The organism is Melaminivora jejuensis, from assembly GCF_017811175.1.
GTDB lineage: Bacteria > Pseudomonadota > Gammaproteobacteria > Burkholderiales > Burkholderiaceae_C > Melaminivora > Melaminivora jejuensis.
The window spans coordinates 1,909,844-1,923,861 of the sequence record NZ_JACWIJ010000002.1 but is presented as its reverse complement, the minus strand read 5'-3'; the positions used below and the strand labels follow the sequence as shown (position 1 = coordinate 1,923,861).

Below are 14,018 nucleotides of genomic sequence, written 5' to 3'. Positions count from 1 at the left end.
AAGCAGCTATTATTTTTGAAGCATGACAGACACCCTTTCCCTAGACCCTACCCGCCAGGCCGACGACGACAGCCTGGCCAGCTACGCCCAGCGCGCCTACCTGGAATACGCCTTGTCCGTCGTCAAGGGCCGGGCCCTGCCCGATGTGTGCGACGGCATGAAGCCGGTGCAGCGGCGCATCCTCTACGCCATGGGCGAGATGGGCCTGGGCTGGAGCGGCGCCAACCGCAACGTTGCCGCCAAGCCGGTCAAGAGCGCCCGCGTGGTGGGCGATGTGCTGGGCCGCTTTCACCCGCACGGCGACCAGTCGGCCTACGACGCGCTGGTGCGGCTGGCGCAGGACTTCTCGCAGCGCTACCCGCTGATCGACGGCCAGGGCAACTTCGGCAGCCGCGACGGCGACGGCGCTGCCGCCATGCGCTACACCGAGGCGCGGCTGGCGCGCATCACCAGCCTGCTGCTCGACGAGATCGACATGGGCACGGTGGATTTCGTGCCCAACTACGACGGCTCGACCCTGGAGCCGCGCCAGCTGCCGGCGCGCCTGCCGTTTGCGCTGCTCAACGGCGCCAGCGGCATCGCCGTGGGCCTGGCGACCGAAATCCCCAGCCACAACCTGCGCGAGGTGGCCGATGCCTGCGTGGCACTGGTCAAGAACCCCAAGCTGGACGATGCGGCGCTGTTTGCCCTCATCCCCGGCCCGGACTATCCCGGGGCGGCCAGATCATCAGCGCTGCCGAGGACATCCAGGCGGCCTACCGCAGCGGGCGCGGCAGCCTCAAGGTGCGCGCGCGCTGGAAGATCGAGGAGCTGGCGCGCGGCCAGTGGCAGCTGGTGGTGACCGAGCTGCCGCCCGGCGTGTCGGCGCAAAAGGTGCTCGAAGAAATCGAGGAGCTCACAAACCCCAAGGTCAAGGCCGGCAAGAAGGCTCTCAACCCTGAACAGGTGCAGCTCAAGGCCAGCGTGCTGGCGCTGCTCGACGGCGTGCGCGACGAATCCAGCAAGGATGCGCCGGTGCGCCTGGTCATCGAGCCCAAGACCTCCAAGATCGCGCAGGCCGAGCTGACCACGGCGCTGCTGGCACACACCAGCCTGGAAACGTCAGCGCCCATCAACCTGACCATGGTCGGCCTGGATGGCCGCCCGGTGCAGAAGTCGCTGCGCCAGATGCTGGATGAGTGGATTGCCTTTCGCCAGCAGACCATCACCCGGCGCAGCCAGCACCGGCTGGCCAAGGTGCAAGAGCGCATCCACATCCTCGAAGGGCGGCAGATCGTGCTGCTCAACATCGACGAGGTGATCGCCATCATCCGCGAGGCGGATGAGCCCAAGGCGGCGCTGGTGGAGCGCTTCCATCTGTCCTCCGCCCAAGCCGAGGACATCCTGGAAATCCGCCTGCGCCAGCTGGCGCGGCTGGAGGCGATCCGCATCGAGCAGGAGCTGGCCGAGCTGCGCGAGGAGCAGGCAAAGCTTGAAGACATCCTGGCCAATCCGGCCTCGCTGCGCCGGCTGATGGTGCGCGAGATCGAGCAGGACGCCAGGCAGTTTGCCGACGCGCGCCGCACGCTGATCCAGCACGAGCGCCGCGCCGTGGCCGAGGTGCGCGTGCCCGACGAGCCGGTCACGGTGATCGTGTCGCAAAAGGGCTGGGTGCGTGCGCGCCAGGGCCACGGCCTGGAGGCGGCCAGCTTCAGCGTCAAGGCCGGCGACCAACTCTACGGCACCTTCGAGTGCCGCACGGTGGACACGCTGCTCGTCTTTGGCAGCAATGGCCGGGTGTATTCGGTGGCCGTGGCGCAGCTGCCCGGCGGGCGTGGCGACGGCCAGCCCATCACCACGCTGATCGAACTGGAGGCGGGCACGCAGCCGGTGCATTACTTCGCCGGCCCGGCCAGCGCGCAGCTGGTGCTGGCCGGCTCGGGCGGCTACGGCTTCATCAGCACGGTGGAGCACATGACCGGGCGCAACCGGGGCGGCAAGGCTTTCGTCAGCCTGGCGCAGGGCGAGACCCTGTGCCAACCCTCGCACGCCGCTGGCAGCAGCGCCGGCGAGGCGCTGGTGCCGGCCACGCACGTCTGCTGCGCCTCGGTGGGCGGGCGTGTCCTGACCTTCGAGCTGGGCGAGTTGAAGCTCATGGAAAAGGGCGGGCGCGGCTTGCAGCTCATCGACCTGGATGCTGGCGACCAGCTGGCCGGGGCCGCTGCCTACACGCGCAGCGTGCGCCTGACCGGCGTCGGGCGCGGCGGCAAGGCGCGCGAGGAGGTGCTGGAAATCCGCAGCCTGAACAACGCGCGCGCCGTGCGCGGGCGCAAGGGCCGAGCGGCAGAGCCGGGCTTCAGGCTGAACGGCGTGCAGCGGGTGCAGTAGCCGACCAGTGGGCTGGCGTGCGCGGCCCTGGCCAAGAAGCTGTCGTGCGCGCGAGCCAGCAAGGCGATATTTTGTGGCCAAATGTGAATGAGGTGTCTGCAGATGGGGCAGGCCAGGTTTTAGGAGTCCTTCATGTTTCGCTCGCTGCGCATTTCGCACAAGCTCTGGCTGGCGGTGCTGATACTGGTCATCTTGCTGGTGGCGGTGGTCGGCTTTGCCGGCTATCGCTCATCCAAGTCCCAGGCTCAGGCTGATCTGGTGATGCTCGACCTGGCCGAGCGCGTCGAATCGGCTCTGCGCTGGCAGGGCCTGACCGAGACCAATGCGGCGCGCACGGAGGCCATGATCGTCAGCTCCGACCCGGCGGTGGAGGCGCAGTTCAAGGAAACCATTCCGGCCACCTCGGCGCGGATCAGCGAGCTGCAAAAACGCCTGCAGGAGCTGGCCACCCGCGACGTTGACAAGGCGCAGATGGCCAGGATCGCCCAGGCGCGCACGGCCATGCTGGAGCTGCGCAAGAAGGCCGTGGCCCTCAAGAGTGCCGGCCAGCACGACGAGGCCATGGAGCTGATCGGCCAGCAGTACAACCCGGCATCGGCCAGCTACCTGCGCACGCTGCACGAGTTTGCCGAGATGCAGCGGGCCTACTCCGCCGAGCGCAAGGTGGAGCTGGGCCAGGATCGCCTGCGCACCGTGCAGATTGCCGGCGTGATGGTGCTGGGCGTGCTGCTGGCCATCGTGGCCGGCACCCAGTTCCTGATCCGCACCATCCAGCAGCCCCTGCTGCAGGCCAGCGGCCTGGCCGGGCGCATCGCGCGTGGCGACCTGAGTGCGCGCGCCTCCGATTCCCGGCGCGGCGATGAGTTCGGCGAATTGCTGGCCTCGCTGGAGGCCATGCGTGCCTCGCTGGCGCGCATGGTGGCGCAGGTGCGCAGCAGCACCGACAGCATCGCCACCGCCAGCGACCAGATCGCCGCTGGCAACCAGGATCTGTCGGCGCGCACCGAAAGCACCTCCAGCAACCTGCAGCAGACGGCGGCGGCCATGGAGGAGTTCACCAGCACCATTGCCCAGAGCGCCGGCAGCGCCAGCCAAGCCAGCCAGTTGGCCAGCAGCGCGCGCGATGTGGCGCAGCGCGGCGGCGCGGTGGTGTCCGAAGTGGTCAGCACCATGGAGGCCATCCAGGCCAGCAGCCGCAAGATCTCCGACATCATCGGCGTGATCGACGGCATCGCCTTCCAGACCAACATCCTGGCGCTCAACGCCGCTGTCGAAGCCGCGCGTGCCGGCGAGCAGGGCCGGGGCTTTGCCGTAGTGGCCGGCGAGGTGCGCACGCTGGCGCAGCGCGCCGCTACCGCCGCCCGGGAGATCAAGGGCCTGATCGACGTCTCGGTCGAAAACGTGGAGAGCGGCTCGCGCCTGGTGCAGCAGGCTGGCGGCACCATGGGCGAGATCGTGCAGTCGGTGCAGCGCGTAGCTGACATGATCGGTGAGGTCACGGCGGCTGCCGCCGAGCAAAGTGCTGGTGTCGGGCAGGTCAATCAGGCGGTAGGCCAGCTCGACCGGATGACGCAGCAAAACGCTGCGCTGGTCGAGCAAAGTGCCGCTGCCGCGCAAAGCCTGCGCGAGCAGGCGCAGCAGCTGGCGCAGGTGGTGTCGGTCTTCAAGGTGGAGGATGGCGGCGGCGCACCGGCAGCGCCAGTCCGGCCCGCCCCTGCGGCGCCAGCGCCAGCGCCGATGCCGGCTGCTGCCGCACCCCGGCTGGCGCCCCGGCCAGCAGCTCCCGTCCGGGTCGCTGCACCGGCTGCTGGCGCTGCTGCCACTGCTGGTGCCGCGCCTGTGCTTGCTGCCAGAAGTGCGCCACCTGCGCGCAAGCCGGCAGCGGCGGGTGCCGAGGATGACTGGGAAAGCTTTTGACGAAGCTCTTGCTCCCGGCGCACCGGCGGACGGGTCGGGCAGCGCTGGCGGGTGTCAGGCCAGCTCTGCGATCAGCTCGATTTCCACGCAGGCGCCCATGGGGATTTGCGCCACGCCAAAGGCGCTGCGCGCGTGCTTGCCGGCCTCGCCGAAGACCTGGCCGATGAGTTCGCTGGCACCGTTGGTCACCAGGTGCTGCTCGGTGAAGTCGCCCGTGGAGTTGACCAGGCTCATGAGCTTGACGATGCGCTTGACGCGGTTCAGATCGCCTCCGGTAGCCTCGTGCAGCGTGCCCAGCAGGTCGATGGCGACGGCGCGCGCGGCGGCCTTGCCCTCCTCGGTGCCGATGTCGCGGCCCAGCTGCGCCACCCATGGCTTGCCGTCGCGGCGGGCGATGTGGCCACTCAGGAAGACCAGATTGCCGGTCTGCACATAGGGCACGTAGGCCGCCGCCGGCACCGCCACGGGGGCAGGGTGATGTTCAGCTCCTGGAGCCTGTCATAAACGCTCATGGTGATCTCCGTCAGGTTTGAAAAAGGCCGGCAAGTGTTGCACAGCGCCCGACCCTGGGCGGGCAGCGCCGCCCTGCTGGGTGTCGTGCTGGGCACGGCAGTGCAATTGCAGCAGGCGGCCCTGTGGGGCTGGCCGGCCTACGGCGCAGCCCTGGCGCTGGGCCTGCTGATCCTCGTCCAGGCGTGGCGTGGCCTGGGCGCGCGGCGTCCCGTCATGCGTGCCGGGGCGGCCCTGCTGGGAGCGGCAGCGCTGGCCTGGGGGCTGTGCGGCCTGCGCGCGCTGGTGTTTCTGTCCGGCGCACTGGCCCCGGCGCTGCAGGGCCAGGATGTACGCGTGACGGGTGTGGTCGCCGCCATGCCCCAGCCGGGCGAGAGCGGCCTGCGCCTGCGCCTGGCGGTGGAGTCGGCCCGGCTGGGAGATCGGCCAATGGCGTTGCCGAAGTTGATCGACCTGAGCTGGTATGCCGCCGGCTGGGGCCGGCCGGCAGCGCATCCGCCGCCCGATGTGCAGGCTGGCGAGCGCTGGCGCCTGACGGTGCGCCTGAAAGCGCCGCACGGGGCGCGCAACCCGCATGGCTTCGACTACGAGCTGTGGCTGTGGGGGCAGGGCGTGCAGGCCACTGGCTATGTGCGCGCCGGTGGGCGCGACGCGCCGCCCGAGCGGCTGGGCAGCACCTGGCGATACCCGGTCGAGCAACTGCGCCAGCATGTGCGCGACGCCATCGTGCGCCGGCTGGCCACGCCCCAGGCTGACGAGGCGCGCCGGCGCGCCGCCGGTGTGGTGGCGGCATTGGTCACCGGCGACCAGCGCGCCATAGACCGCGCCGACTGGGAGGTGTTTCGCATCACCGGCGTGGCGCACTTGATGAGCATCTCAGGCCTGCATATCACCTTGTTCGCCTGGCTGGCAGCGGCGGCCCTGGGCTGGCTGTGGCGCAGGAGCGCGCGCCTGTGCCTGCTGACCCCGGCGCCGCACGCGGCCCTGGTGGGCGGCGTGCTGCTGGCGGCGGCTTATGCCCTGTTCAGCGGCTGGGGCGTGCCGGCGCAGCGCACCGTGCTGATGCTGGCCAGCGTGGCGCTGCTGCGCTTGTCGGGACGGCACTGGCCCTGGCCGCAGGTCTGGCTGCTGGCCTGTGCGGTGGTGGTGCTGGCCGACCCCTGGGCCTTGCTGCAGGCCGGCTTTTGGCTCAGCTTTGTTGCCGTGGGTATTCTTTTTGCTACCGATAAAGGAGCTGTCAGCGCACGCCAGTCAAGGGTTTCAGGCCTATTTCTATCATTATTGCGTGAGCAATGGGTGGTCACGCTGGCGCTCAGCCCGCTGACGCTGCTGCTGTTCGGCCAGGTGTCGCTGGTGGGGTTGATCGCCAATGTGCTGGCCATTCCCTGGACGACGGCGGTGGTGCTGCCGCTGGCCCTGGGCGGGGTGCTGTGGCCGTGGCTGTGGCAGCCGGCGGCGGCAAGCGTGGAGTTGCTGGCGCTGTGGCTGCAGTGGCTGGCCGCCTGGCCCGGAGCGCAGTTGCAGTTGCCGCAGGCGCCGCTGTGGGCCGGCCTGGCAGCGGTGGTGGGCGGTCTGGTGCTGGCGCTGCGCCTGCCCTGGGCCTTGCGGCTGCTGGGCCTGCCGCTGCTGCTGCCGGCGCTGCTGTGGCAGCCGCCGCGCCCGGCACCCGGCCAGTTCGAGCTGCTGGCGCTGGATGTCGGCCAGGGCCAGGCGGTGCTGGTGCGTACGGCCCGCTACAGCCTGCTGTACGACACCGGCCCGCGCTACAGCACCAGTGCCGATGCTGGCGAGCGCGTGGTGGTGCCGCTGCTGCAGGCCTGGGGCGAGCGGCTGCAGCATGTCGTGCTCAGCCACAGCGACGGCGACCACACCGGCGGCACTGCTGCCGTGCTGCAGCACCAGGGCGCTGCGGCGCTGCTGGCCTCCTTCGACCCGGCGCCGGCCCTGCCGGCTGGGCGCAGCGTGCAGCCCTGCCAGGCCGGCCAGCGCTGGAGCCGCGATGGCGTCGAATTCCAGTTCCTGCACCCAGGGCCGCAGCCTGCCGGGCCAGCGCCGCGCCCCAACGCGCGCAGCTGCGTGCTGCGCGTGCAGGCGCAGCCCGTGCGCCCCGGTGTGCCGGGCGCGGCGGCGCTGCTGGCCGGCGATATCGAGCGCGCCCAGGAGCGCGCCCTAGTCGCCGCCGCTGCGCCCCTGGCGGCGCAGGTGCTGCTGGTGCCGCACCACGGCAGCAAGACTTCCTCCAGCGAGGCCTTCATCGACGCCGTGCAGCCACGCCTGGCCCTGGTGCAGTCGGGCTGGCGCAACCCCTTCGGCCACCCGGCGCCCGAGGTCGTGCAGCGCTATCGCCAGCGCGGCATCGAGCTGGTAGCCAGCCCGGCCTGCGGCGCTGCCCGGTGGGCGTCGGACGCGGGCCGGCTGCACTGCGAGCGCCAGCAGGGGCGGCGCTACTGGCACCACTTGATCGACGAGCACGAGCAAGAACAGCGGTGAGGCCGGGCAGGTTTATTTTTAGAAAGCATTTGCTTGCTAAAAATAAATGTCCTTGCTATGGTGCCGTCCATGCCCGTGAAAAAGCACGCTCCGGCCACCGCATCTGCGGCTGCTGAACCTTCACCGCTCCCCATGCCGGGGCTGCCGCAATCGCCAGCCGCAGCCGCTGCGGATGTACTGCCCAAGCGTCCGCGCGGGCGCCCGCGCAAGAGTGCCGACGCCCTTGATGACGGCAACCGCCGCCGCGCGCTCATGGACAAGGCGGCCCGGCTGTTCCTCACCCAGGGCTACGCGGCCACCAGCACGCGCGACATCGCTGCCGCCACCGGTATGCACAGCGGCTCGCCCTACTACCACTTCAAGAGCAAGAGCGCCCTGCTGCACGCCGTCATGGCCGAGGGCATGGCCATGGCGCTGCAAAGCCAGCAGGAGACGCTGGACGCGCTGAGCCCGGATGCCGGCGCACGCGCGCAGCTGCGCGTGCTGATCCGCCACCACTTCGAGATCCTGCTGGGCCCCAGGAGCGGCTTCATCCCGGTGATGCTGTACGAATGGCGCTCGCTCACCGCTGCGCAGAGGAAGGACGTGGCGCGCATCAAGGATGCCTATGAGGCGGCCTGGATGCCAGCGCTGCAGGCGCTGGCGCGCGAGGGCGCGCTGCAGGCCGAACCGGCGGTGGCGCGCCTGTTCATCTTCGGCGCGCTGAACTGGGCGGTGAGCTGGTTTTCCCCGAAAAAAGGCCTCTCGCTCGACGCCCTGTCCGAGCAGGCGCTGGCCTTGTTCATCCAGAAAGATTGACCCGAAAGGACTGATGTGACGCTTTCTTCCTCCACCCCGCCCTCCGCCCAGCCCGGCGGCGGCTACCGGTCGGTCTTTGCGCCCGGTCTGCTGGCCGGCCAGGTCATCATCGTCACGGGCGGCGGCTCGGGCATTGGCCGCTGCAGCGCGCACGAACTGGCGCACCTGGGCGCACAGGTGGTGCTGGTCGGGCGCAAGGCCGACAAGCTGGCCGCCGTCCAGCAGGAGATCGAGGCCGACGGCGGCCACGCCTCAGCGCACTCCTGCGACATCCGCAGCGAGGACGGTGTCGTGCAACTGGTGCAGCAGGTGCTGGCCGCGCATGGCCGCATCGACGGCCTGGTCAACAACGCTGGCGGGCAGTTCATGTCGCCGCTGGAGAGCATTTCGGCCAGGGGCTGGGAGGCGGTGGTCAACACCAACCTGACGGGCGGCTTTTTGCTGGCGCGCGAGTGCTTCAGGCAGTGGATGGGCGAGCACGGCGGCGCCATCGTCAACATCGTCGCCGACATGTGGGGCTCCATGCCCGGCATGGGCCACAGCGGCGCAGCGCGCGCCGGCATGGTCAGCTTCACCGAGACGGCAGCCGTCGAGTGGGCGCGCGCCGGCGTGCGCGTCAACGCCGTGGCGCCGGGCTACATCGCCTCCAGCGGCATGGACAACTACCCGCCCGAGGCGGCGCAGATGCTGCGCGCCATCCCGCGCACTGTGCCCGCCGGGCGCATGGGCACGGAGGCCGAGGTGTCGGCGGCCATCGCCTTCCTGCTCAGCCCGGCGGCCAGCTTCATCAGCGGCACCACGCTGCGCGTGGACGGCGCCCGGCCCCAGGGGCGCGCCGGCTGGGGTATGCAGCTGCCAGACGAGCAGGCGCGCCAGCGCGCTGCCGTGCAGCCCTTCGAGGGCTTTCACCGGGCGCAGACGCCGCGCGTATTCGCCAAGGCCGAAGCCGCTGCAGCCGGCCACTGAAGACCGGCGCAGCCCCCCGCAAGAACAGAAGACAGGAGACAGGCATGAACGCCCCCGCCAGCGCCGAGCAGCTGGGCAGCGAGCGCGCCGAGCGCGAAGCCCTGACCGACACCATCACCCGCTTCGCCAGAAGCGAGATCGCGCCGCACGCTGACGCCTGGGACGCCGCCGGCGAATTCCCGCGCGAGCTGTACCGCCGCGCCGCCGAGCTGGGCCTGCTGGGCCTGGGCTATCCCGAGGAGTACGGCGGCACGCCGGTGAGCTACGCCATGCGCGTGCCGCTGTGGCGCGCGCTCAGCCGCCACGGCGCCAGCGGCGGCGTGCTGGCCAGCCTGTTCTCGCACAACATCGGCCTGCCGCCGGTGGTCAACTTCGCCAGCGCCGCCGTGCGCGCCGAGGTCATCCCGCCGGTGCTGGCCGGCGAGCAGATCGCCGCGCTGGCCATCACCGAACCCGGCGGCGGCTCCGACGTGGCGCGCCTGGCGACCACCGCCCGGCGCGATGGCGATGATTACATCGTCAACGGCGAAAAAGTCTTCATCACCTCCGGTATGCGCGCCGACTGGATCACGGCTGCCGTGCGCACGGGCGAGCCGGGCAGCAAGGGCGCGGGCGGTATCTCCATGCTTTTGATCCCGGCGAGCAGCGCCGGCCTGTCGCGCAGCCCGCTGGCCAAGATGGGCTGGCTGTGCTCGGATACGGCGCACCTGCGCTTTGACAACGTGCGCGTGCCGGCGCGCTATCTGCTGGGTGAGGAAGGCCAGGGCTTTCGCATCATCATGGGCAATTTCAACGGCGAGCGCTTCGGCCTGGCGGCCTCGGCCCTGGGCTTTGCCGAGGCCTGCTTCGACGAGGCGCTGGCCTGGGCGCGCCAGCGCCGGGCGTTTGGTGCAGCGCTGGTCGAGCACCAGGTCATCCGCCACAAGCTGGCCGACATGCAGATGCGCATCCAATCCACCGCCGCCTGGGTGGACGCCATCGCCGCCCGCGCCGATGCCGGCGATACCGGGCCGGATTGGGTGGCGCAGATCTGCCTGCTGAAGAACCACGCCACGCAGACCATGCAGTTCTGCGCCGACCAGGCCGTACAGATTCTGGGCGGCATGGGCTTCATGCGTGGCACCGTGAGCGAGCGCATCTACCGCGAAGTCAAAGTGATGATGATCGGCGGCGGCGCGGAAGAAATCATGAAAGATTTGGCCGTGCGGCAGCTCGGCCTGTGACCAACCTCCAACAGAAAGAGCCACTTGCCATGAGCGCAGCCAATCCCCACAACAAAGCCGTCGTCACCTGTGCCATCACCGGCGTGCTGACCGACCCGGCGCAGCACCACGTGCCCGTCACCCCCGAGCAATTGGCCCAGGAAGCGCGCCGCGCCTACGACGCCGGCGCCAGCGTGATCCACGTCCACTTTCGCAGCCAGGAGCCGGGCCGCGGCCACCTGCCCAGCTGGGATCCGCAGGTCGCCCAGGCTTGCGTGCAAGCCATGCGCGAGGCCTGCCCCGGCATCATCATCAACCAGACCACCGGTGTGGTCGGGCCGCACTACCAGGGGCCGCTGGATTGCCTACGCGCCACCCGGCCCGAAATGGCGGCGTGCAATGCCGGCTCGCTGAACTACCTGAAAGTGCGCGCCAATGGCACCTGGGCCTGGCCGCCCATGCTGTTCGACAACCAGCCGGCCAAGGTGCAGGACTTCCTGGACGTGATGGAGGAAACCGGCACCCTGCCCGAGTTCGAATGCTTCGATGTGGGCATCGTGCGCTGCGTGCAGATGTATGTGCAGACCGGCATGTACACGCGCGGCCTGCCGGAATACAACTTCGTCATGGGTGTCGAGTCCGGTATGCCGGCCGACCCGGATCTGCTGCCGATCCTGCTCAAGCTCAAGATCGAGGGCGCGCCCTGGCAGGCCACGGTGATTGGCCGCAGCGAGATCTGGCCTGTCCACCAGCGCGTGGCCGAGTTGGGCGGGCATCTGCGCACCGGGCTGGAGGACAGCTTCTACCTGCCGGATGGCAGCAAGGCCACGTCCAACGGCCCCATGATTGAGCAGCTCGTGCAGTGCGCGCGCCGCGCCGGGCGCGAGGTGGCCAGCACCGATGAGGCGCGCGCCATCCTGGGGCTGGCGGCCTGAGGAGCGAGGCGATGACGTACACAGAACCCCCTGCGCAGTCAGGCCAGCCCCCGGCCTGGGCCGGGACGGTGGCCGATGCGCTTGCGCACGCCGCAGCTACACGCCCGGGCACCGCCTATATCGACGGCGGGCGCGAATGGTCGTGGCGCCAGGTGGCCGAGGCCTCGGCGCACCTGGCGGCGCAGCTGCGCCAGCGCGGCCTGGGCCGGGGCGACCGCATCGGCATCATCCTGCCCAACCAAATCGAGTGGCTGCTGACGTATTTCGCGGCCGCGCAGATTGGCGCCGCCGTGGTTGGCCTGAACGTGCGCTACCGCGAGACGGAGCTGGACTTCATGCTCGCGGACGGTCGCGTCAAGGCGGTGTTGGCGCCAGCGCAGTACGCGGGCTTCGACTACGTGGACTTCTTCGCGCGCCGGCGCGGGCAGTATCCGCAGCTGGAGCACGCCTGGTTTCTCGCCGATACGGCGGTGCTGCCCGACGGGGCCGACTTCCGCAGCCTGCTGCAGCCGGGCGCCGCCCCGGTGCCGGTGGGGACGGCCTCGCCCGACGACCTGCTGATGGTCATCTACACCTCAGGCACTACGGGCCGGCCCAAGGCGGCGGGGCTGACGCACCGCTCGCAGCTGGCCTCGGCCTGGGCGCAATGCACGCACACCCGGATGGCAGCGGACGACCTGCTGCAGCTGGCCATGCCGTTCAACCACGTGGGTGGCATCACCTGCGGCATCCTGGCCATGCTGCTGGGCGGCGGCACGTGCGAGCTGGTACCCGCCTTTCATCCCGACACGGTGCTGGAGATGGCGCACCTGCACCCGCCTACGCTGCTGGTGGGCGTGCCGACCATGCTGACGCTGCTGCTGATGAGCCCGCGCCTGGCGGAGGCCGACTTCAGCCGCCTGCGCCTGATCGTGGTGGGGGGCTCCACGGTCGATGCGCCGCTGCTGCACCGGCTGCAAGAGGCCTTCCCGGGCGTGGCTTTCATGAACCTCTATGGCCTGTCCGAGACTTCGGGCGCCATCATCATGACGCCGTGGGATGCCGGCGCCGAGGCGCTGGTTGGCTCCATCGGCGCGCCGCTGGCGGGCGCCCGGGTACGCATCGCCGATGCGCAGGGCGCCACACTCGCTGCGGGCGAAGTAGGGGAGATTTGCGTGCATGGGGCCGGCGTGATCCCGGCATACGTCGGCAGCCACGGCGAGGGCGCGGCCTTCGACGACCTCGGCTGGCTGAGCACCGGCGACATGGGCTACCTGGGCGCGGACGGCCTCATCTACCTGATGGGACGCAAGAAGGACATGTTCATCCAGGGCGGCTACAACGTCTATCCGGCGGAAATCGAGGCCGTCCTGGCCTCGCACCCCGAAGTGGTCATGGCGGCGGGCATCGGCGTGCCCGACCCAGTGCTGGGCGAAGTCGGGCGCTTTCACGTGGTGCGCCGACCAGGCAGCGCGCTGGATGCCCAGGCCCTGCAGGAGCATTGCCGCGAGCGCCTGGCCGACTACAAGGTGCCGCGCCAGATCGTCTTCAGCGAGGCGCTGCCGATGACGCCGGCCGGCAAGATCCACAAGGCAGCGCTGCGCCAGCAGGTCGCGAATGAAGGCGGGCAGGGGGAGGCGGTGCGATGAACGTCCACTTCGATTTCACTGATCGCCACGTCGTGATCTTCGGCGGCACCACTGGCATCAACCTCGGGATTGCCCAGGCCTTTGCCGCTGCCGGCGCGCGCGTCAGCGTGGCCAGCCGCAAGCAAGACAACGTCGCTGCCGCCGTCGCCACGCTGGCGTTCTGTGTGCCGGCCATGTGGGCGGCCATCCATGCTGCCGGGCTGCAGGGGCGCGATCTGGCCTCGCTGCGCTACACCGTCTCGGGTGGCGCGCCGTGCCCGGTGGTGCTGATCGAGGCACTGCGCAGCGCCGGCCTGGTCTTCACCGAGGGCTTCGGCCTGACCGAGACGGCGCCGATCGCATCGGTACTGGATGTCGCCGATGTGCTTGAGCGTGCCGGCTCCATCGGCAAGCCGATCGCGCACGTCGAGTACCGCATCGCCGACGAGGCCGGCCAGGATGTGCCGCCGGGCGAGACCGGCGAGTTGCTGATCCGCGGCCCCAACGTCTTCATCGGCTACTGGCAAAAGCCCGAGGCCACGGCCGAGGCGCTGCGCGGCGGCTGGTTCTATTCGGGCGACCTGGCGCGCCAGGATGAGGCGGGCTACTACTACATCGTCGATCGCAAGAAGGACATGGTCATCAGCGGCGGCGAGAACGTCTATCCCGCCGAGGTCGAGCAGGTGCTGTACCGCCATCCGGGCATCGCCGAGGTGGCCGTCATCGGCTCGCCCGACGCGCGCTGGGGCGAGGCCGTCACGGCAGTGGTCGTCCCCAAGGCTGGCGCGCAGATCGACGAGGCCGGGCTGATCGCCTGGTGCCGCGAGCGCCTGGTGCCGCGAGTGCCTGGCGCACTTCAAGTGCCCGCGCGTGGTGCAGTTCATCGACGTGCTGCCGCGCACCGCCACCGGCAAGGTGCTCAAGCGCGAGTTGCGCCAGCGCTGGACGGCGGACGGCGCTGCCGTGCAGCGCTAGCGCACGCCAGCCCGGCAGTAAGAGCGTGTTTACGATCCCTGCGCGGGTGCGCGAGCGCGGCCTCGGGCGTTCTGCGGCGTTGCAAATCCTCGCGATAGCACGGGCTATCGCTGCGGTTTGCGCCTGGCAGCCCATCCCGATCCGCACCCGCGCCCCTGCGCGCGGAGATCGTAAACACGCTCTAAGAGCAAGAGGCGCCTGAAGGCGCTCGCCAAGACAGAGTCCAACCACCAAAAAAGGAGACAAGACCC

8 protein-coding genes and 2 pseudogenes are annotated in these 14,018 nt (G+C 70.0%); 9 read left to right on the top strand and 1 reads right to left on the bottom strand.

All coding sequences use genetic code 11. From position 1 onward, the window contains the following. Positions 1 to 22 precede the first annotated feature (22 nt). A pseudogene (parC, locus tag IDM45_RS09110) lies at positions 23 to 2,367 on the top strand (DNA topoisomerase IV subunit A). A gap of 132 nt (positions 2,368 to 2,499) precedes the next feature. Continuing rightward, positions 2,500 to 4,284, top strand: a complete 1,785-nt coding sequence (locus IDM45_RS09105) for a methyl-accepting chemotaxis protein (RefSeq protein WP_209422555.1) — start codon at positions 2,500 to 2,502, stop codon at positions 4,282 to 4,284. A gap of 54 nt (positions 4,285 to 4,338) precedes the next feature. Here the strand turns inward: IDM45_RS09105 and IDM45_RS09100 are convergent. After that, positions 4,339 to 4,796, bottom strand: a pseudogene (locus IDM45_RS09100) (RidA family protein). On the opposite strand from IDM45_RS09100, the gene IDM45_RS09095 reads away from it, so the two are divergent. The 7 genes from IDM45_RS09095 (at position 4,795) to IDM45_RS09065 (ending at position 13,865) form a co-directional block, all read left to right on the top strand. Next, positions 4,795 to 7,284, top strand: coding sequence for a DNA internalization-related competence protein ComEC/Rec2 (locus IDM45_RS09095; protein WP_209422554.1), 2,490 nt, complete (start codon positions 4,795 to 4,797; stop codon positions 7,282 to 7,284). The pseudogene IDM45_RS09100 and the gene IDM45_RS09095 overlap by 2 nt on opposite strands. A 132-nt stretch (positions 7,285 to 7,416) precedes the next feature. Then, positions 7,417 to 8,082, top strand: a complete 666-nt coding sequence (locus tag IDM45_RS09090) for a TetR/AcrR family transcriptional regulator (RefSeq protein WP_232654107.1) — start codon at positions 7,417 to 7,419, stop codon at positions 8,080 to 8,082. Positions 8,083 to 8,097: 15 nt separating this feature from the next. After that, the gene (locus IDM45_RS09085) at positions 8,098 to 9,048 is read left to right on the top strand and encodes an SDR family oxidoreductase (RefSeq protein ID WP_209422552.1); all 951 of its coding nucleotides are present in this window, start codon (positions 8,098 to 8,100) and stop codon (positions 9,046 to 9,048) included. Positions 9,049 to 9,092: 44 nt separating this feature from the next. Then, a complete protein-coding gene (locus tag IDM45_RS09080; protein WP_209422551.1) occupies positions 9,093 to 10,271 on the top strand; it encodes an acyl-CoA dehydrogenase family protein in 1,179 nt (392 codons plus the stop codon). 29 nt (positions 10,272 to 10,300) lie between these two features. Then, positions 10,301 to 11,185: a beta-keto acid cleavage family enzyme gene (locus IDM45_RS09075; RefSeq protein WP_209422550.1), complete on the top strand. Its 885-nt coding sequence runs from the start codon at positions 10,301 to 10,303 to the stop codon at positions 11,183 to 11,185. Between the two features lie 11 nt (positions 11,186 to 11,196). After that, entirely contained in the window at positions 11,197 to 12,813 is a 1,617-nt protein-coding gene (locus IDM45_RS09070) for a class I adenylate-forming enzyme family protein (protein ID WP_209422549.1), read from the top strand. Then, entirely contained in the window at positions 12,810 to 13,865 is a 1,056-nt protein-coding gene (locus IDM45_RS09065; protein ID WP_209422548.1) for an AMP-binding protein, read from the top strand. The genes IDM45_RS09070 and IDM45_RS09065 overlap by 4 nt, the downstream gene beginning before the upstream one ends. Positions 13,866 to 14,018 lie beyond the last annotated feature (153 nt).

Bases quoted from the DNA above. Each gene is read 5' to 3' on its own strand.
- IDM45_RS09075 (WP_209422550.1), top strand. From the start codon at position 10,301: ATGAGCGCAGCCAATCCCCACAACAAAGCCGTCGTCACCTGTGCCATC.
- IDM45_RS09065 (WP_209422548.1), top strand. From the start codon at position 12,810: ATGAACGTCCACTTCGATTTCACTGATCGCCACGTCGTGATCTTCGGC.
- IDM45_RS09080 (WP_209422551.1), top strand. From the start codon at position 9,093: ATGAACGCCCCCGCCAGCGCCGAGCAGCTGGGCAGCGAGCGCGCCGAG.
- IDM45_RS09095 (WP_209422554.1), top strand. From the start codon at position 4,795: ATGGTGATCTCCGTCAGGTTTGAAAAAGGCCGGCAAGTGTTGCACAGC.
- IDM45_RS09105 (WP_209422555.1), top strand. From the start codon at position 2,500: ATGTTTCGCTCGCTGCGCATTTCGCACAAGCTCTGGCTGGCGGTGCTG.
- IDM45_RS09070 (WP_209422549.1), top strand. From the start codon at position 11,197: ATGACGTACACAGAACCCCCTGCGCAGTCAGGCCAGCCCCCGGCCTGG.
- IDM45_RS09090 (WP_232654107.1), top strand. From the start codon at position 7,417: ATGCCGGGGCTGCCGCAATCGCCAGCCGCAGCCGCTGCGGATGTACTG.